The 18,895-nt window shown below is 37.3% G+C and carries 17 protein-coding genes and 1 tRNA gene; 2 read left to right on the top strand and 16 right to left on the bottom strand.

Annotated elements, in window-relative coordinates:
* The 9 genes from G3570_RS03230 to G3570_RS03190 form a co-directional block, all read right to left on the bottom strand.
* Complete coding sequence (locus G3570_RS03230) at window positions 1-1,242, bottom strand: hypothetical protein (RefSeq protein ID WP_165139101.1); 1,242 nt, start codon at window positions 1,240-1,242, stop codon at window positions 1-3.
* Window positions 1,243-1,298: 56 nt separating this feature from the next.
* Entirely contained in the window at window positions 1,299-2,129 is an 831-nt protein-coding gene (locus G3570_RS03225; RefSeq protein ID WP_165139099.1) for a reverse transcriptase family protein, read from the bottom strand.
* Window positions 2,126-2,434, bottom strand: a complete 309-nt coding sequence (locus tag G3570_RS03220) for a helix-turn-helix domain-containing protein (RefSeq protein WP_165139097.1) — start codon at window positions 2,432-2,434, stop codon at window positions 2,126-2,128. Before G3570_RS03220 ends, G3570_RS03225 begins: the two co-directional genes overlap by 4 nt.
* Before the next feature lie 687 nt (window positions 2,435-3,121).
* Window positions 3,122-3,379 carry a hypothetical protein gene (locus G3570_RS03215; protein WP_165139095.1) on the bottom strand — a complete coding sequence of 86 codons (258 nt, stop codon included), beginning with the start codon at window positions 3,377-3,379 and terminating at the stop codon, window positions 3,122-3,124.
* 198 nt (window positions 3,380-3,577) lie between these two features.
* On the bottom strand, window positions 3,578-3,742 hold the full coding sequence (locus tag G3570_RS03210) for a hypothetical protein (RefSeq protein ID WP_165139093.1): 165 nt from the start codon (window positions 3,740-3,742) through the stop codon (window positions 3,578-3,580).
* 24 nt (window positions 3,743-3,766) lie between these two features.
* Window positions 3,767-4,159, bottom strand: coding sequence for a rolling circle replication-associated protein (locus G3570_RS03205; protein ID WP_165139091.1), 393 nt, complete (start codon window positions 4,157-4,159; stop codon window positions 3,767-3,769).
* Window positions 4,160-4,462: 303 nt separating this feature from the next.
* Window positions 4,463-4,741 carry a helix-turn-helix domain-containing protein gene (locus G3570_RS03200; protein WP_165139090.1) on the bottom strand — a complete coding sequence of 93 codons (279 nt, stop codon included), beginning with the start codon at window positions 4,739-4,741 and terminating at the stop codon, window positions 4,463-4,465.
* Between the two features lie 112 nt (window positions 4,742-4,853).
* Entirely contained in the window at window positions 4,854-5,783 is a 930-nt protein-coding gene (locus tag G3570_RS03195) for a hypothetical protein (RefSeq protein ID WP_165139088.1), read from the bottom strand.
* Between the two features lies 1 nt (window position 5,784).
* A complete protein-coding gene (locus G3570_RS03190; RefSeq protein ID WP_165139086.1) occupies window positions 5,785-7,023 on the bottom strand; it encodes a site-specific integrase in 1,239 nt (412 codons plus the stop codon).
* A gap of 305 nt (window positions 7,024-7,328) precedes the next feature.
* On the opposite strand from G3570_RS03190, the gene G3570_RS03185 reads away from it, so the two are divergent.
* Together G3570_RS03185 and G3570_RS03180 are read left to right on the top strand one after the other, a co-directional pair.
* Window positions 7,329-7,402, top strand: a tRNA-Ile gene (locus G3570_RS03185).
* Between the two features lie 278 nt (window positions 7,403-7,680).
* Window positions 7,681-8,832 (top strand): tyrosine-type recombinase/integrase, encoded by a 1,152-nt coding sequence (locus G3570_RS03180; protein ID WP_165139084.1) that lies wholly within the window; start codon window positions 7,681-7,683, stop codon window positions 8,830-8,832.
* Between the two features lie 37 nt (window positions 8,833-8,869).
* On the opposite strand, the gene G3570_RS03175 is transcribed toward G3570_RS03180, so the two are convergent.
* From G3570_RS03175 to G3570_RS03145, 7 genes are all read right to left on the bottom strand, one after another.
* A complete protein-coding gene (locus tag G3570_RS03175; RefSeq protein ID WP_165139082.1) occupies window positions 8,870-9,220 on the bottom strand; it encodes a hypothetical protein in 351 nt (116 codons plus the stop codon).
* Between the two features lie 695 nt (window positions 9,221-9,915).
* A complete protein-coding gene (locus G3570_RS03170) occupies window positions 9,916-10,743 on the bottom strand; it encodes a hypothetical protein (protein ID WP_165139080.1) in 828 nt (275 codons plus the stop codon).
* A 1,241-nt stretch (window positions 10,744-11,984) separates the two neighbouring features.
* Complete coding sequence (locus G3570_RS03165) at window positions 11,985-12,230, bottom strand: hypothetical protein (RefSeq protein ID WP_165139078.1); 246 nt, start codon at window positions 12,228-12,230, stop codon at window positions 11,985-11,987.
* 180 nt (window positions 12,231-12,410) lie between these two features.
* Entirely contained in the window at window positions 12,411-12,680 is a 270-nt protein-coding gene (locus tag G3570_RS03160) for a hypothetical protein (protein ID WP_165139076.1), read from the bottom strand.
* Between the two features lie 195 nt (window positions 12,681-12,875).
* On the bottom strand, window positions 12,876-13,553 hold the full coding sequence (locus G3570_RS03155; RefSeq protein ID WP_249066617.1) for a hypothetical protein: 678 nt from the start codon (window positions 13,551-13,553) through the stop codon (window positions 12,876-12,878).
* 149 nt (window positions 13,554-13,702) lie between these two features.
* The gene (locus G3570_RS03150; protein WP_165139072.1) at window positions 13,703-14,389 is read right to left on the bottom strand and encodes a DUF6090 family protein; all 687 of its coding nucleotides are present in this window, start codon (window positions 14,387-14,389) and stop codon (window positions 13,703-13,705) included.
* A gap of 40 nt (window positions 14,390-14,429) precedes the next feature.
* Window positions 14,430-17,981, bottom strand: a complete 3,552-nt coding sequence (locus G3570_RS03145) for a two-component regulator propeller domain-containing protein (RefSeq protein WP_165139070.1) — start codon at window positions 17,979-17,981, stop codon at window positions 14,430-14,432.
* Window positions 17,982-18,895: the final 914 nt, after the last annotated feature.

The following is an 18,895-nucleotide window of genomic DNA, read 5'->3' as shown; positions in this document are numbered from 1 at the left end:
CTAATTTTCTGTTCTAATAGAGTTTAAAATTTCTCTTAGATCTAAATTTTGATTCTGCTGCTGTTTTCTAAGAATTGATCTATTTTGCTCAGGTGGAATATAGTTTGTGACTGGTGAACCAGGAAACCTATCAAGCGATTTCTCACTAGCATCTCCTTCCTGAATAACCTTTAAAGCAATTTCTCCAATTTCTTTTTTTAACAGTTTCATTGAAAAACCGTAACCTTCCCTTTTAACCTTAACCACTTTCTTCGTTTCAAGAATTCTATAGTCTTCTCCAATTGCTTTAGCTGGGCCAACCCATTTACCTCTAAGTAGTTTCTGCATTAATAATTCTACCATTCGAATCCTACCATCCTTAGCACTTCTTCTGTTAATACCATAAGTAATCGAAGCAACTAAGCTTTTTGCTAGATCAAAAGTATCAGTATTACTTGGATCTTGAAATTTTACAAACGCCTGAGGCCTCGTTACATAAATAACACTTTCGGAATCATTACTTACTTGATTTAATTCGTACATGCCGATTGATAAAAGTTTTTCAAAAAGATCTTTTCCCAATAGCTTTTCCAAATCTTTCGATTCGACACAACCAAATTTTTCTAAATATTCATTTGCTTCTACAACTTTTCTATTTTCTGCATCTGATAAAGAAGCTAATACAGCATTAATTTTGGGAATCGATTCGTGTTTAAATAAATAACCATTAAAGTAGATTTTATTTTCATTGGATAATTGTTCAAAGTCAGTAAACCCAATTTCTTCTGAATTACTTAAGAGCTTGGTTGATTCTTCATTTGATAATTTATAGGTATCGGAAACATACTCTTTAGCTTTAGTTTCCAATTGGGGTCTATCTGAACATAAGTCTGCCAATTCAAGGCTGGCACGTTCTAATCTGGAGGGTTTAAGCTCTTTAAAAATATCTGAGGTTTGTGATAAAACTGCACTATTTGTTAAGCCTAATACTTCTATCCCATTCTGATTTCTCTCAATTAAGTGATTATTTTCTAATACTTCTAATAGCCTCGGTAACTCAAAAGTAGTATCAATATTTGATGAGGCTGCTAGCGCCTCCAATTTAGTATTAGTAATGGAGGAATCTTTATCTTCAGTTATTGCAGAAAGAAGTGTACCACACTTACCAGCGACTTTGATATTCTTAAATTCGGGACTGTGAATGTATCCATCTAGCTTGTTAGAATGATGAACGACCCATGAACCAATTGATTTTTTCTGCATTATTAACCTCCAAATGATAGCCTTTAAAGATGATAAACTATAGTGTAAACGCTAATTCATTTTTTTGAAATTGCCTTTATATGCCCTCTCAACCCAATAGCCTTTTTTGAATTTTGCTTGAGCTTCTCCAGTTTCTGGAATTTCCTTTCAGGTGCAACTAAGCCATTATTTTTTACCAAGACTCCCGTGACTTCCGTTATTCCAATGTTCGTTTTCGTCTTACGAGGATGAAATTTAAATGGGGAATGTCTTATTACATCAAGGATATTTTGAATTACCGCTTTTGGTATAAAATTTTTCGAAGAAAATGTTAAATCATCAATATAGCGTGTATATGTTAATTCATGCTGCTTACATATTTTGATGATTTTAGAATCGTAGGGCAAAAAAACTAAGTTTGAAATTGCCGGGCTTGTAGGTGCACCTTGTGGAATGCAACCCTTATATGTAACAAGCCTTGTAATCAAACTTGCCACTTCAGGAGAAAAGTCTAACTTTATTAGTGCCTCATAAACTAAATTATTGTTTATTGTAGGAAAGTAATTCCGCAAGTCGGTTAAGAAAAAATATTTATTACCTTGATGTTCACGGGCATTAGTTATGCAACTTTTTTCTCTGATAGATCCATGTAGTTGCGGGGGAAAATCTATCTGCGAAAAAATTCTAGAATTAATTAATTTTTGAATGCCCTTTAATTTACCCTTGGGAGGAATTAAGACCCTGATTTCAGGTTCTCCGTTTTGATCAGTCTTGACATTACCAAACTGGTCTAATTTCTTTACCTCTTTTCGATAATAAAAATCAGAAATATTATTTTTTATTTTCTGATACTCTTGCCGATCTGTCTCAATTATATTTTTAAAAAATGTTTCTGCTTCCCAAATCATCTATCTACATCTCCACCCTCATCAAATATCTGGAATAACATGTCTTTAATTTGCGGGTAAACTAATCTAAAAAGTTCACGTTTATCATTTTTAACATCTTCTTCGGAAATGGAATAAAAAAGCAAAATTGGTAACGGAATATTGATACTGTTACTTATTTCTTCCAAGAGCTTAGTACTAGGTCGCTTCTTATTATTTTCCAATAATGATAAGTATGACTGATCTACACCTATCAATTTAGAAAATTTATCCTGTGACATATTCTTTTGCTTCCGAACAGTATAAATTGCATCTCCAAACTTCATAAGTACCTACATTATATTTTTAGAAAAAAAAGGAAGCCAGATTACTACTGTAATATCTAACCGCACTTGCTATTCAAAAACATCAAAAAGTCTCATAACCAACTCAACAATTTTAACACTCCGATTTATAAAATCGATGTGATTCTGGGTTGGATCATTCAACTTTTTTAGTTCATCAATAACTTGATTAATTAGTATTACATCTTCATCTGTCAGGTTGCTACGATTCTCTGAAAGGAACTCTTGAAGCTCCTTTACTAATTTGTAAGGCTCCATATTATTCACCTTGCATTTTAATTTGGGAATTATACTACGGACGGTGAATCTCACCGGCCTCCCAAAATGTGATCTCACGCCGTAGTTCGTAGGAACCTGTGTTAACTTCCTTTTTCTGTCCTAGTGGTTATGTATATGTGGTTGGTCTCCCACCAAATTGGCCCTCCCGGGGTTACCCCAGGGGGGATTACTCATTGTGGGGACACAACATTTAGGCCACCGAAAGCGGATTAATCCGCACCTCCAATTGCAATACTGAAGGCAATTAAATTAATAGCGGCTAGAGATATCACTTAATCAGTATATCAGAGAACTACACTATCAATATACAAAAAATATTACTAAAAGTCAATAAAAAACCTAATATATTTACCTTTTAGACAATTAATCCTGCTCTATTGGCTTAAAAAGCTATTTAATTTTACCAAATATCAGTAAAGTTAAGATTGTAGTAGTTATTCCAGCTATAAATTTGAAGGTCACTCCAAAATTACTTTCCGCCAATTTCTCTCTACGAATTGACTCAGTTATTTCTCGCCTCCCTATTTCATGCTTATGTCTTGCATGAGAAGTAAGCCCCCTATAGTCTTGAAATCCTTTTCCGCACTCAGGACACGTTAATTGGTCATCTTCTTCCAGTTTTTTTGGTTTTTCAATTTCTTCTATCATAATCCTAAGATTAGTTTAGTTTACAGTTTTACGTATTAAAAAGGCTGAGAACCCATTTTCAACGCTTTTACTTGTCAGTAAATACGTTATAAAAATGGATTCCCAGAAAGCGTAAAACTTCCTTTTTTAGCCTTTAAAAGGATATTTATACAGGTTTAGAAATCCTCACTCCATTGGCATAAACGTTGGAAATGCCTTTTAAACACTCCAGATGATATTCATACCAATGGTTCCCACTGGAATCGCATATATTGAAACCAGCAGATTTATCGTCTCCCAAGCTATTACCACACTTGGAACAAACATCAGATCCAAATGAATGGGGAATATCTCCCCACCATAGGCCAGCATCTCTATAATCAAGTGCTAGCTTCTTTTCTTCCGACATCATACCAGGAAGAAGGTCTCATCCTTCATCTGTTTGGTTACGTACTTACAGCAGTAGCTTGAGACCGCTTCTGCGGAGTCAATCTCTTCCACTTTGGCACGTCCGTAACGGTCAAACCACCAAGACCAAATAGTTCGAGCTGATGGCCGGTGACCTGGACGGAAACGTAACAGGCCGTGCAAATGGACTTTTCCATAGAGTTTTCCCGACTCGATGAAAAGAACACCAAGTTCAAGGGTCGTGAAACCTCGAAAAAAGCGTTGAGCGCACCTGCGTGAGCCGTTAACAGAGATATTTTCATATCTGAAGGTACCAGTGAAGAAATAATCCCAGCGTTCGTTAGATAGCCAGTTTGCGTACTGTTGTTGGGTTTCGTAGTTTTCATTTCTCATTATGATTTAATTAAGAATTCACGTTCTGATTAAATTTATAGGCGCACAGGGTGTATCGAGCACCCTGTCCGCCTTTTTTTATTCCCACTTAGTGCCTTTAAGGCGTACCGGGGGGACAAGGATAGACCCCCCGGTACGCCGAAATTTGCCTTTTCTAAAGCAAGTGCACGTAAAAGGATCTACCTTTGAGTTTCCCACACGGGAAGTTTAGGAACCCAGGGAAGAGTGCTGTTCCCTGGTCTTTCCCATGTGGTCGGGGTGCTCTCCAGCATTGCCCGAAAACCATACCATTCCCATTAATGATTATTCTACTTTATGATCATTTAGAAAGGCCTCAACATCTTCAATGTGATATCGAATAGTTCGGCCATTTTGTGAGAATGGAAGTTGCTTACTATCCCTGAGATACTGAACGTGTCTTCTGGAACATTGAAGCATTTCCATAACGTCATCAGTAGTTAACCATTCATTACGCGTGGCTTTACGTATTGCTCCTGGCAAGACTTCATTAACAGTCTCTCTAGTAACTCTGGAAATTATATCTTCCAGTTCTTCTTTAGTTGGGATATAAGCATGTTGCATAGTGAAAATTCCTTTGTTGTATTTTCATTTCACTACACAATAAGAAGGAAGGATAGCTTGAAACAATAAGTGGAAATAGGTGGAAATAGCTTGAAATGGGAAGTAGGCCGTATTATTTGCGTTTTATACCAGCCTTTTGATCATAAAACTCTATCCAATTTCTTATAGAATTCTTTGCTTTACCTTTAGGCTTAATTTTTTGTGGACACTCAGGATGATCTTTTAAATCTCTGATAAGTTTTGAAATTGAGACAACCTCTGGATTATCTCTTGCATACTTCATTACATGTATATATTCCTCTTTAGAATATTGTGTCCTTGTATTTCTTGATTGCTTTATAAATGCATTAGCTGCATCCTCAGGATCAAGAAGGGAGTTGGTATTACTTGAAACGCCAGGTGCTTCTAAATCTTTAAGCTCATTAAGAAATTTGACATACACGGCAATATGGTAATAATCATTCCTGACATAATTATTTAGATTAAATGCCTCACTACTTTTTGGCAAATCTACTTCTGGAAAAAGTTTCTCTGTAACCATATTTACCAATCCCGCAACGTGTTCAAGACCTCTTTCCCTAAGGTTATCATCAGGTATACTAGAAGGATTTGCAATATGGATTATAGTCGATTCACCTTTCAACTCCTCAACTAACTTATAGATTCGATGATTGATCCCAGATGAACTCCATCCACCTTTTAGGACCTCTCTATAATCATGATTAGGGGCATTATCCAGATAGTCATTTAATAGCTTTTTTTCTTCTAGCAATAGGGCTTCTGGATCAGGAGAGATACGTAATGATTCCTTAAAATTCTCAATCAGTGCATTAACAGTAATATCGACTGCATTAAAGAAGGTCTCCTGCTGTGCTTGTTTAATCTTATCTAACTCTGCTTCAGATACATGACCAGCCTTGTATACCTTATCAATTAAGCGCCCAAAATCATCTGATTTTACATTCTCAATAAACCCATTTTGATAATCAGATTCGATTATTCCATTCTTCCAATCTTTAAATGTGTATTCCTTTTTACTCATGTTAAAATACCTTTTTCATTGCTTCATCTGCTAGTTGCTCATCGAGACCTTTCAAATACTTCTGTGTGGTTTCTATCTTCGAATGCCTTAATGTCTGCATCAACTCATACATGCTTAATCCTTTCTTAACAGCATGCTGAGCGAACGAATGCCTTGCAATATGAAATGAAATACCCTCAATCTTGGGTGTATCAGATACTTCCTTTTCTAGTTTAGCATTTACCTTTTCAGCTATCTTTCCAAGCCATTTGTTAACCAAGGCGTTTTTACTACTAATCCTTTTTCGCAAATAGGTAGAATCTGAATAATCTTTATAGCTATTAAGGATTGGGAAAATGAAATGTTCCGATTTATTATCCTCGGAATAGAACTCTAAAATATCTTTCTGGTGCTGATTTAGCTCAATAGTAAATGCCTTCTTATTCTTATTCATCTGATAGGAAAGGCGACCTTCTTTAATATCTTTCCATCTGAGACAACACAAATCTCCAAAACGAATTCCTCCACTATAAAATGAGAACATAAAATAATTTCGAGTATGCCAAAGATTAGAACCCTTTTCAAAATTGAATTCCTCAATAGCCTCAATCTGTTTAATAGAAAGTTTAGTTTTGGGCTGTGGTTTCGCCCGTTTAGCACCTTCAAAAGTAGCAAAGGGATCAATGGGCATTAAATGCTTCTTTAGTGCCTTCTTAATAATCCCTCGGATAGCACGAAAGTTTTTACTTATGGTATTTGGATGATTATCGTATTCCTGTTTTAAGAAGCGTTCAAAGCGTTCCAACCACCCCGAATCAATATGTTTTAAAGGAAGAGATCGACCATCTTCAAAGTCCTCTACTTTTCCAATAGCTACCTTTGCATTTTTATGTGTGTAATAGCTTTGAGTCTTTTCAACCTCTTTCAGATACTCATCAGCTAAGTCAAAGAAATCTCCGGTTTGTCTTTCTTTTAAACGCTCCTGGATTGCCTTTGCTGAATCCTTGCCATGTCTACTTAATTCCGCTTGTACTATTTCTGCTTTAACCTGTTCTTCCTCTAGGATACTATTTAACGCTTTATAATTTCGATGATTCTTTCGAACCTCTTCTTTATCCGGATTCCAATTTTTTTCGGGAACATATACACCAGTGCTCACATATCTTGATTTACGATTTTGCGTAATTCGTAAATAAATCGGACATTTGCCGTTGTCTCTTTTTTTATCTTTGCGTAGATAGAAGTGATAAGTAGTCGCCATATTGTTGTACTTGTGAATGTTTGGTACAACAAAGGTACAACATTTATTTGATTTGCACACATTTTGAAACTGACCTAATCACAATAAAATGGCCTTTAATGCTTATAAGGTCAATATTTCACATTAGACAAGACCCGAGATGAATAGAGAAGGAGTCCGGCCTCGGGTACTTATTTGAGATATGCTACCTAGTGATTTTCAGAATGGTGCATTTATAAACATTCTAGTAACTCTGAAACATCCGGTATTACCTTGTAATAAGGGGGCCAAACTGTTATGTTTAGCGCCTTCTTAAGAGCATACCAGGGCCCGTAGCTCAGTTGGTTAGAGCAGTCGACTCATAATCGATTGGTCGGGGGTTCAAGTCCCTCCGGGCCCACTTTTTTATTCCCTCCTTTTTATTCAATAAAATCGTTGTTTAAAGCTCATATTTGGCGATTTTGGCAAATTTGTAATATTTCATGCCAAAATTTTCTCCGTGAAGACTATTCCCTTTTATTCCCAATTTTTGTAAATAGTTGGTACAAAAGTTGGTACAGTGAGCAATTGTACCACTACCCCCAACCGTATTTTGAAAAACTCTCCTGCTTTATTGGGTTTACAGAACACGAAGGGACAAAAATCAGACTCTATCTACTAATTTTAATTGTACCAACTATGGCAGGACTCAGAAAAAGAAAAGGGATCTATTATATACGCTTTTTTAAGAAAGTGGACGGTAAAAGGAAGCAAAAGGCACTCAGTCTAGGAACTAAAGATAAGAGACAAGCCCAAAAATTTCTTTTAGAGTTTGAGGATAAGTTTAATCGGGGAGAAATTGATCCATTTAATGGATGGACCCCACAGATGGAAGCTGAAAAGAAGAGAAAAAAACTAAAGGGAAAATATCTTCCTTTGGATAAGGCAGCTGATCAGTTCGTCGATCTTCGGAGTCAGGCAAACAAGACTACCAAGAAAAATTATCGACGCCACCTAGAGATGCTCATGGATGCCTTGGGACGAACTATGCCAGTCACTGAAATAGTTGAGCAGGATATTCGAGACTTCTGCTTCCGAAGTGATATCTCTATTGCCACACAGGCCAGCTACCTTAGACATCTTAAGGTCTTTTTCCGATGGTTGCATGAGAAGGAGATTATCAGAGAAGATCCTACCGCCGATATAAAACCTCCAAAAGTACCTCAAAAAATTACGCAAAAGACTCTCACCAAAGAAGAATTGGAAAAGGTATTTGAAGCCTTTGATGTATACTACAAGGAGTTGAAGAAAAAGGGATTTGCTACTAAGCCTGAACAAATGCGTTTATGGTTTAAGCCGATGATAATGACCACCTACTTCTGTGGCCTACGGGCAAAAGAAGCAGTTAACTTGACCTGGAAGAACGTCAGCTTAGATGAAGGTTTTATTCGGATAACCAATTCGGATAACAGCAATACCAAATCGGGCAAGGATAGAACACTGCCCCTCCGTGACGATCTAAAGCCCTGGCTTGAGCAATGGCATAAGGATCAAGGAAGGCCTTTGGATGGATACGTATTCCCAAGTGCAACCGGCGTTAATGAATGGTCACAAATGGATTCCTTATCACTATCTAAATCTTTCAAGAAATTTGCTAAGCTGGCCAACCTACCTGATTCCATAAACCTCCATGGACTCAGGCATTCTTGCGCAACTGATCTACTACGAAAAGGGGTGCCAATAACTCATGTATCTAAATTTTTAGGTCACTCATCTGTCACCGTTACCCAGATCTATGAACACCTTGATGAAAATGATTTGAAAAATTCAATCAATAAATATGATAAATGAACAGGACCCATAGTTCGAGTCCTGTTCAAAAAAGCTATCAATTTACAGATCTTAATTGTTTTAGATCAGCAATTATTATTGATTGGTCAAAGACTTTAAGGATGGAGTAATCAAGTAGTTTTTTTGTTTCTAGGGATTCAAGTAACTCTACAAGATAGTCATCCTTTACTTCCATTTCTGCCAGATAATCTAAAGCATGGTACAGATCAACTGCTATTATGTTGGGATTAGTGTGTGACCAATATTCATTTGTTAATAGTAACATATACATTGCTAGTTCGTCACTATTTAAAATGCATTTATTTGGTGCTTTCCAATTCCAAACCCTTTCAAATACAGCTCTTTGATCAAATTTAGATATGTCAGTTGGGATATTATTTAGCTTCATATAAGTAGTAATTAAAGTGTTGGTTGTTTTGGGTATCTAATTATAGAGCCTCCCTTTCCCTGGCTTTGTTTGAAAAACCAATCTTACGCCTGGCTTGGATATACCTCTAGCAGGTGCTTTGATCAAAAGCGAATTTATTGGATTCAAATTTTTATCAGGGAAAAAGGGAGGGATTATGTAATGCTAAACTGAAAGTAATTTCTAAAGAATTCCGTAAGAGGACTCTTAATTCATATATTCTCAGTTATTGTTTAGTCGGAAAATTCTCTCGATAACTTTTCTTTCGAAATATTTTCTTCGACTGTTACCGAATTGAATAGAAGGAATATACCTTGGGTGGTCTTCGGCATAATTAGATCTATTCAATATGGTGCGTTGATCTAAACCAGTAAGGTTCTGGACCTCACGGGCAGTTATGTATCTTTTCTGATTTATCCGATACATGTTACTGTTAAGTAACAGATCAATTTTCATTTCTAGCCTTTTAAACAAAGCTTCTTGATTTTCTACTTGCTGCATTGGCTTCCAAATTTAGGATTAATAGATTAACTGCATCTGATATTTTTGACTTCTTAAAAAATTAAATAATGCGATAGCATACTTACTTAATTTTTTTATTTAAGAGGTTATAATTTTAAGGTTTCTATTTAATTGGTTTTACTAGTGTTTTTATTTACAGTTTATATTTAAAGATTCTATTTAAGTCTACGTTGTTGATGCTCAACCTTGTTCTTGATTATTGACTTGAGGTTACGCAGATCATCTTCGTACTGTTTCTTTAATTCAAAGTATTCCACACTTCTAGATTTAGAATCAGCTACTAGTTTAAAGAGTTCATTTATATCAAGTCTAACTGAGTAATATTTTAGCCTTCGTTTATAAACCAGCGTGGTAATTAGACATTTCTCTTCAAGCTTTCTTACTGCATATGCGATCTTGCGATCTGAAAAGAAATCATACTTGCCCCCAACTAATCGTTGATATTTTATGAACTTAATTTTAGAACGAAAGCCAGCCGCACGGTACTTTATATGATCATAGCTTATTCTTGCAAACTTCTTTCTACCCATTATGCTAAGAATAGCACAAAATACTCTGAACTGACTATCAGAAATTTTCCCCATCCGATAGTCATAAAGAATATCGAAACGGACTCTAATCTTTGGCTCTTTCGAACCAAATGCTTGCTCATCCTGACCTATCTCTCTTGCTCTGCTTTTATAGGTTTTGGTTATGTTCAAGATCTCCAGCTCATCCAGACCAAAGTCTAAACCCATTAATGCATAATTTTGTAGATTCATCTCAGTCCCAAAATAGCCCCTAATGGGTTCTAGTACTGAAAGGTCACATTGCTCAAGAAGCCTCCTTTTTATGAAATGGAAACGTTTACTCTTTTCATTATTGGTATACGAATCGTAATAATACAAGAGTGTGTAGCCAGTTATCATTCGATAAAGTTCCTCTCTATCTTTTGATTTTGATAAGATATTTAGAGGGAACTGGACATAAGTAGAATTTTTCATTTATCACGAAATTTTATTTTTGTTTTTTTTTCAAAGAACGATGTAGTCATTTTCTATTCTTTGGGAATAGATATGTACTACTAAACTATTGGCACATCCCGTGCGTATTGTAGATCGAACTTGTGTCAGATCTTCTGAAATAAATTTACGCTGAAAATATTATATGTCATATAAAAATATACACTTACATATATGTAATAATTGTCAATGATTATTGACAAAATAATTTTTGTGAATTTACGCACCTATGTTTTTCGAATAAAAACATGCCTTTAATTCTGAAAACTTACCTACAGGTAATTCCTGAAAATCTGCGCTAAACATCGGTTATTTTGATAACATCTAATTCTGTGCGCGAACTATAAAAATCGGAAGAATCTAAATCTAACTTATGGCGCACTAGGGGAAAGGGCATCCAATGATAAAGATCCAATTACATGGTGAGAACTGTCCTAAACAGTAGTCCTAGATTGATCAAATTTGACCCAAGACGATGCATCTTTACATACTTATATAGATTCATACCTTTGGAATTGTAAGCTTTCCAGTGGCAAATTTCGGGCTCATATTTTTTTCATATTAACATAGGTAAGTTGTGGGGTGACACCTTTCAGAAAAATATCTCGCGTTGAAACGCGCCTTAAGTGCCTCTTTTAAAAACCCATTTTGAAGGGGTACCCCCCCTTAATGGCCAGTATTTCTAAGCTTTTTCACCTTTACATTGTAGCCTAAAAGCCCAGTCGAAATGGCAGGAAAAGCGAGTTAATTTCTGGGATAAGCTAAAGGTTAAAATAAAAGAGCGTTTAAATTATCTGGAGGGCTATTTATATGTCGCATAATTGTTAATTATGTAAACTACCTCTAATTCTTTAATCACTTATTACAAATAATTACAACGAGCCCATTTGAGGTAGGATGTAACCCAAAGTTACACGTATCAACATTTCCGAGCCTCAGGACGGTTTTACTCTTGCAACGGGTAATTATTGGAAATGTTAATTGAATTGTAGATATGTTTCTTTTTTATGTGTTACAAAGAACGTTACAGGTGTCATTTGTTATACCCGTGGCCAAACTCGAATCTGTCATTATATCTAAAGCACTAACTAAGTTAGTCCAATGTTGGGAATACTTACTTAAAAACCCTTCCGGGAAGTTCTAAAATAATCCTGCAGTCGATCTTCAGTCGATATTCCCACATTAGATTCGAGTGGTTATTATAAACGAAGGAAATTGTTCCATTATCGAAAAATTTTCACATTAAAACCTGGAAAGTGCAGCACCTCAGTAATTAGTTTCTCCTTGCGCTCGTTCATGTAGGAAAAGTGGACGATGCTGAAGACCTTGTTGGTATCTTTCCGGATAATACTCTTGTAATCGCTGGTCAGATAGGTGTTTTCGTTGCCCAAGTCCACTTGCTCACTGTGAAAATCGTCCACAGTTATTTGGCGCTCGGCTACGGGGAAGCAAAAGTCTTTCAAGTTCATAAGAACCTCCTTGGTTGGTTAAGAGTTGGTGAGGCTAAAGGCCTCATTCACTGTTCTTATACCAAGAAATTTGGGGTACTGAGAAAAAGGAAATCCAGTTCTGAGATATTTTTTATGGAATATTTGAGGCGCCCAAAAGGGCGAGGCGCATCCGCTTGATGCACTTGTTTTGCACATTGATTAATTAACCAACTCCTCTAACCGTTCTCTCGTGCGATGGTCATCGGGCTTAACTTTGGGCCTATTTCTGAATATTTCTATAGCCTCATCTGTTTGACCGACTTTCACCAAGGTTTCTGCATAATTTAAATGAGTAAACCACGGATCCGGATACAAATATTTATTCAGTCTTAAGATTTTTAACGCATCTTCTATCTTTTGCTCTTTTTGGAGCGCAAGGCCAAACAAGTTAATAGAGATTGTATCTAATGCATATTCAGAATTTTTCAAATCCGATTTTTGAATTTTAGTGAGGATGGAATCAATATCAACTCCTAATTCATACAGGTATATAACTCTGTCTTGTTCAATGTCGCCGCATAGGCTATTGGATCTGAAATAAGAGGCAAACCTATTTCTTTACGCTCTTTGCTGGAATAAAAGGTGGTATCCAAATCATATAACTGATACTTCCCGGTGCTTTCGTTATTTAACCACCTCTTTTTCTTCTTTCAGGATAGAAAGGATTTCATTTGAAAGCCTTTCTAACAAAATAAGATCAAACCTGAGAGATTCATTCAATACCTTATGCGTCTGCATGGCGGCTATGGCTAAAGGAGAAGTCATTAAGTCGTAGTATTCCTGGTGTGTTTCTGTGTTAGATTGTACCCAGAAAAAGGATGACGAACTGTCTTTTTTAAGGTTGTTTATCGAACCCACGCTCTTTCTTAATTCCCAAATATACCCGGTAGAATAGCCCTGAAGAAAATTGTCCATCAGTTTCTTTTGCATGGTATTTCGATCTTCAAACTGATTAACTTTTACAAAGAAATCTTTGGATTCTAATAATTCCAGATCCCCATTATTTTTTGCTTGACTATAAAAAGTTAAACTGGGTTCAAATGATATCATTCGAAAAAATGCCGTTGCCAAAGATTTTAAAGAATCTACCGATACCTGATTTTTGCTTTGAAGTAAATCTGAAAATAGATCCATGTTTTTAATAAGCTTATCGGTTTCTTTCAGAGATTCTTGAGACTTGGTAAGCGAAGTTTCAAAATCAATAATCAGGCTATTGATCAATTCCTGTCTTTTAATTTCGCGCTTTCTTTCCTCGTTCAAGTTATTCACTTGAAGAGCGATCAATATCCCGATAACAACCAATAGAATTTCCCCGGTAGCATATTTGATGTAGTTAGCCGTTTTGCCTTGTACAATCGAATTCAGTCTGATTTTTTGAAAAAATTTCATCATTGGTTAGTTGTTATTTTAATTCAAGACTATTCAGTCTTATGCTTATAAAGATTTAGTCCTTAATTAACTAACTCAAATTTATAATGCTCTAGTCGCTCCAATACTTCTTGGTTTTTGTTAAATAATTTTTCCACCTGAGTCAATACATTTTTTAGCCAGGTATTAGAGAGCATAATATGGCTTTGTACTTTCGGGGTTTTCAAAAAATCCTGCATTTCGTACAAAGTAGAAGTGGTATCGTAATTTTTCAGAGTTTCATAATACTCATGATGAAGCGGTAAACTATAGTTTAGCGTATTAAAATTTGCTATTTGAATAGCTTTATCCATCATGCTGGATAAATGGGAATACTCCATGAGTTGATCTCTCAGCTCAAGATCATTAATTTTTTTAAAGTCTTCTAAATGGTTACGAATTAAGTGCGTTCCATCGTTAAAAGTGGAGTATATTGGAAGCCACCCAGAGAATTTTTTTTGTTTTAAGGAATCTGCCTTGCCTTGACCGACAGCTAAGTAATCCTCAATGTTTGAGATACGACTTTCAAAAACTTTAATGCGATAAGACAGTAAAATTGAGTCGGCTTCAGATTGTTCTATCATTTTACCAACTATTTCGTATTCGTTTTGAACAGCTTTTCTATTTTCATTCCAGTTGTTGATTTGAAGGGCAATTAAAATCCCAATTACTACCAGCAGGATCTCCCCAACGGCATACAGGATATACGTGCGGACTTTATTCTGTTCCATAAGTTTCTTTCGGATATTACGGAAGAAGCGAAGCATGTTGTTACCTGCTGAGTGTGATAGTGAACACTGTTTTGCCAGGCTCTGACTCAACATCCAGGCTGCCACCGTGGGCTTTAATGATATCGTTGGTGATACTCAGTCCCAGCCCGGTTCCGGCAGTCCCTTTTTTGGTCGTGAAAAACGGCTGCATGATTTTATCTTTTACCTCCTCGGGTATCCCGGGCCCGTTATCTTCGATAGAAATAGCAACTTCCCGACCAGTATTTTGGGTCCGCACCGTTAATCGTGGTTTGTAGGAGTCTGTTGATTCGGAATGTTTATCCAGAATCTTTTCTCTCATCGCATCGAAGGCATTATTACACAGGTTCACAATTACGCGACTGAAGTCTTCCGCATTCATTTCTACTTCACCGACACTATCATCCATATCTAATTGGATGTCCACATCTATAGGGTTTTTGCCAGCGCACATTCCATGATAGGCCAGATTCACGTATTCTTTGATTAACGGATTCACAGGCGTTGGTTCCATTTTACCGTCGCCACCCCTACTGTGCTCTAGCATTGACTTCACAATACCGTCCGCGCGCGAGCCGTGTTCATGTATTTTTCGAAGATTAGTCTCTACATCGTCAAGTATGGCTAAAGTATCTTTTACACTATCCGCGTTGCCATTTTCATTCTTAAGTTCCAGTCTGGCTTCTTCAATCAAATCGACAGAGAGGTCCGAAAAATTATTTACGAAATTCAGTGGAGTCTTGATTTCATGGGCAATACCGGCTGTGAGCTGTCCCAGCGAAGCCAGCTTTTCCTGTTGTACGAGCTGATCCTGGGCGGCAGTAAGTTTTTGGAGAGAATCTTCAAGTTTGGAGTAGGCTTGTTCAAGTTGATGAGAGTGTTTCTTCTCTTGTTCTAACTCACGGTCACGTGCCCGTTCACGTTCTTTGGCAATTAGTCTGTTTCGCTGAAAACGGTCCACTGAAAACACACCGGCCGCAAAGATCAACGCATACAACCCATAGGCCCACCATGTTCGCCACCAAGGTGGAAGAATCGTAACGCCAAGAGCTGCCTCTTCCGGACTAACTCTACCTCGATCGTCAATTGTTCGGACACGAAAGCGATACTCTCCAGGTGGCACACGTGAATAACGAGCACTTTGTTGAGTTCTTGCATTCACCCAATCTGAATCATATGGTTCAAGCTGATACTGATATTCAATCTGATTGAAGTTTCTGTATGCAAATGCTTTATAATCAAATGTAACCTCATTTTGACGATGCGTTAACTCAATTTGATCCTCCATATAGATCGGGCGGTTCAAAACTCCACTTGTTGTGGGTGTGATCGCTTCATTTGAAAGTTGTAGTCCAGTCAGTGCAATTTTTGGAGATGTAAAGGTTGGGTCTTGTATCATAGAGGGATCAAAAAACGTAAACCCACCGATACCACCAAAGAAGAGTAACCCATCGTGTGTTTTCAACGCAGAATAATAAAACCCAATCTCTGGAAGTCCCTCTTGTGATGTAAAATTTGTAACCTCACCTGTATTCGGGTTAAAGCGAGTGAGTTTGCCATCAGATGGATTATTCGATTGCCCTTCTACCGTAGCAATCCAAATGAATCCAAAATCATCAAAGATTAGTGAAACTACAGTATTGGTAGGAAGTCCATTTTCTGATGTGTAGTTGACCCACCGCCCGGTTGATGGATCCAGGTGAATGAGTCCGTTGGCTCGTGTACCAACCCAAATCTTAGAATTTTCATCTTCTAAAATAGTGTTTATCTGCAATCCTTGAAGAAAACTACGTATGGTAGGTTGGTTGGATTGATTTTTTAGAGAGCGTTCAATAACGTTTAGTCCGCCCATAGTTCCCACCCATATACTACCTATGTTACTTTCGTAAATTGTGGTAATTCTGGTGTCAACCAGGCTGTTCGGATCATTTACGTTATTGCCATAGTGATTAATAATCGATTGAGACTCGGAATCAATGTGGTAAAGACCTGGTCCAAGGGTACCGACCCACAACTGCCCTTTACGGTCAATAATAATTTCCGTACTGGTATTAAGGTTCTCGTCGTCGCTGAATAATCGCCGAAAGTTATTTTCAGCGTTATTATATTTACTTATCCCCCCGGAAAAGTGTGATATCCACACATTACCATTTGGGTCAATTGCTGTACTATTAATGTAATTTGAAACAAGACTGTCAGGATTACTTTCTTGAGATTGAAAGTGAGTGAAGATGCCAGTCCTTCGATCGATTCTAACCAGTCCAAAATCATAATAAGAAACCCAAAGTCTATGATCTAGATCTTCTTGAATTGTAGATACAGAGTTATTCATACCCAAAATAGATATGAAGTCATCATTACCTAATAAGAATTGAGGAAATAAATTCACTGGAGCATTGACTTTGTACGCACCACTCCATGTACCCACCCATAGTGTTCCGTCATGGGACTCATGAATAGACCAGACTTGATTATAAACAAATCCACTATTATTTGCATCATGGTGGCTCATAGCGCCTGTTTTCAGGTTGTATCGATTTAGTCCTCCGTAAAGTCCACCTACCCACATCATCCCATTTTTGTCTTCGTGGATAAAGGTAACTCCGCCACATGGGAATCCTACACAATCACTTGATAGTTCGCTATCACTATCCAAAAAAGGGCGACTCACCTTTGTTTGGTCAGTAGAATCGAACCAATGTCGGGTGAACGTGCCCGACGCACGATTCATCGAATGTAACCCATCCCCAAGAGTCCCAACCCAAAACGTTCCACGGGAATCTTCATATATGCTCATCACTTTATTGTTGATCAGGCTTGTCGAGTCGGCCGGGTCATGCAGGTAACGTGTAAATGTTTGTGATTCAGGATGAAAGCGGTTTAGCCCCCCTTCTCCCACAGGAGTTTCAGTTGGGGCCGGACTCCCGGTGCCGACCCAGAGTGTACCCCGCGAGTCTTCATATAGTGCTCGCACCTGATTATTGCTGAGGCTGGTAGTATCATTCGATTCATGAAGATACCTGGTAAATTCGCCGGTTGATTTGTCAAAACGGTTAAGACCACCATGCGTTCCAATCCAAAGGGTACCTCTGCTGTCCTCCAGCATAACCGTTACCGTATCCTGACTGAGACTTGTTGGGTTTTCTGCATCATGGGTAAAATGTGTAAATGTATCCGTTACAGGATCCAGTTTATTGAGTCCCCCGCCGAATGTACCAATCCACAAGTAACCATCGGAATCAGCGTATAAACTCTCTACCCATGTTTCTGACAATGAGGTAGAATCAAGTGGATCATGCTGGTAGTGAATAAAGTCACTCCCATCGTAGCGATAAAGACCATTATTGCCTCCAAACCACATAAAACCATGAATATCCTCTGTAATGGTTGTTCCTGGTGCATTTATGGGTGTAATTTCAACAGGTCCTAGAGCTGGAATCTCCGAATCCTTACCAAGTAAAAGGATGGCATTATCCACTTCTTGACTGCCATGCTGGGCTTTTGAATTATCTGGAACGAAGCAGAAAAAATATACCGCAAGTACTAAGAATGCTGAAATTTTTTTTACATTCATAAAAGTTTTTGAAGAGATTGTAGATGCAGACTCCCTAAATGCGTAAAAATTCTATACATATACCAATGGAAAAGACAGCGTTATATTAAGGATTTTAGCTAAATTGGTACTGGTTTCAAAATCGAAAAAGATGCTCCGAATTGAATCACTCCATGAGTTGATAATTGACTGTAGATTGATACTCGCGAAGCAGGCTGCTAGTGCTGCTAAAATCAAGCTAACATACACTTGACAGCTACATTCCCCTCTCCTAACAAGCCAATACGACAGAAACGACATCTTTTTGAAAACTTAGTAGGAAACTTTACTCAATACCGTTTTACTTAAAAGTTTTTCAGAAACGTGTCGTGATGTCGGTGCCCTCCTTATGTATTAAACCATTAATATTTCAAATCTTATCTTGCCGGAAGGGGTACCTTTAAAACGGCGGGTGGTAGGAAGTCAGATTGAACCAGCGTGGATGCATACTATTAAAGATCTGCTATTTGATTAACACCGAAACTGAATCTGTAATATTTTTCTGGATTTTTTTGAAGCGCCTGCTTTTAGGCCGGTCTTATCCGCGTGAAAAATAACCTATCTCAAAATTTCCAAATAACAATTAACCCTTTAAGTAAAACTATTCTGATACGGTAAAAACCGGAATTGTGAGACAGTACCTACCATTATGCCTATTTCTAAAACAGCATAGATAATAATAGGTTCAGGCTTATGATAGCCGTATCTTGCTATGCTGTAATTAAAACCGCACAAGGAAATATGTTGAGGTTCCTTGCCATCTATAGGCAACATGAAACTTGGATATCGGAGCTTCTATTCGTAATCAGATTCACTGATACCACCCTTCTTAAAAGCTCTTAAGCTTTACTTGCCTGTCATTTTATCCGAGTTTTATGAATTTGTGCTCTGACCTT

Origin of the sequence: Halalkalibaculum roseum (assembly GCF_011059145.1) — a bacterium.
Taxonomy (GTDB): Bacteria; Bacteroidota; Rhodothermia; order Balneolales; family Balneolaceae; genus Halalkalibaculum; species Halalkalibaculum roseum.
Note: the sequence above shows the minus strand (reverse complement) of the source record. Positions and strands in the feature narration are given on the sequence as shown.

What these genes read in the sequence shown, in the direction of transcription:
- G3570_RS03145 (WP_165139070.1), bottom strand. Translation starts at nt 17,981, where the DNA reads ATGAATGTAAAAAAAATTTCAGCATTCTTAGTACTTGCGGTATATTTT.
- G3570_RS03150 (WP_165139072.1), bottom strand. Translation starts at nt 14,389, where the DNA reads ATGGAACAGAATAAAGTCCGCACGTATATCCTGTATGCCGTTGGGGAG.
- G3570_RS03170 (WP_165139080.1), bottom strand. Translation starts at nt 10,743, where the DNA reads ATGAAAAATTCTACTTATGTCCAGTTCCCTCTAAATATCTTATCAAAA.
- G3570_RS03195 (WP_165139088.1), bottom strand. Translation starts at nt 5,783, where the DNA reads ATGAGTAAAAAGGAATACACATTTAAAGATTGGAAGAATGGAATAATC.
- G3570_RS03190 (WP_165139086.1), bottom strand. Translation starts at nt 7,023, where the DNA reads ATGGCGACTACTTATCACTTCTATCTACGCAAAGATAAAAAAAGAGAC.
- G3570_RS03175 (WP_165139082.1), bottom strand. Translation starts at nt 9,220, where the DNA reads ATGAAGCTAAATAATATCCCAACTGACATATCTAAATTTGATCAAAGA.
- G3570_RS03220 (WP_165139097.1), bottom strand. Translation starts at nt 2,434, where the DNA reads ATGAAGTTTGGAGATGCAATTTATACTGTTCGGAAGCAAAAGAATATG.
- G3570_RS03200 (WP_165139090.1), bottom strand. Translation starts at nt 4,741, where the DNA reads ATGCAACATGCTTATATCCCAACTAAAGAAGAACTGGAAGATATAATT.
- G3570_RS03165 (WP_165139078.1), bottom strand. Translation starts at nt 12,230, where the DNA reads ATGAACTTGAAAGACTTTTGCTTCCCCGTAGCCGAGCGCCAAATAACT.
- G3570_RS03215 (WP_165139095.1), bottom strand. Translation starts at nt 3,379, where the DNA reads ATGATAGAAGAAATTGAAAAACCAAAAAAACTGGAAGAAGATGACCAA.
- G3570_RS03180 (WP_165139084.1), top strand. Translation starts at nt 7,681, where the DNA reads ATGGCAGGACTCAGAAAAAGAAAAGGGATCTATTATATACGCTTTTTT.
- G3570_RS03230 (WP_165139101.1), bottom strand. Translation starts at nt 1,242, where the DNA reads ATGCAGAAAAAATCAATTGGTTCATGGGTCGTTCATCATTCTAACAAG.
- G3570_RS03205 (WP_165139091.1), bottom strand. Translation starts at nt 4,159, where the DNA reads ATGAGAAATGAAAACTACGAAACCCAACAACAGTACGCAAACTGGCTA.
- G3570_RS03225 (WP_165139099.1), bottom strand. Translation starts at nt 2,129, where the DNA reads ATGATTTGGGAAGCAGAAACATTTTTTAAAAATATAATTGAGACAGAT.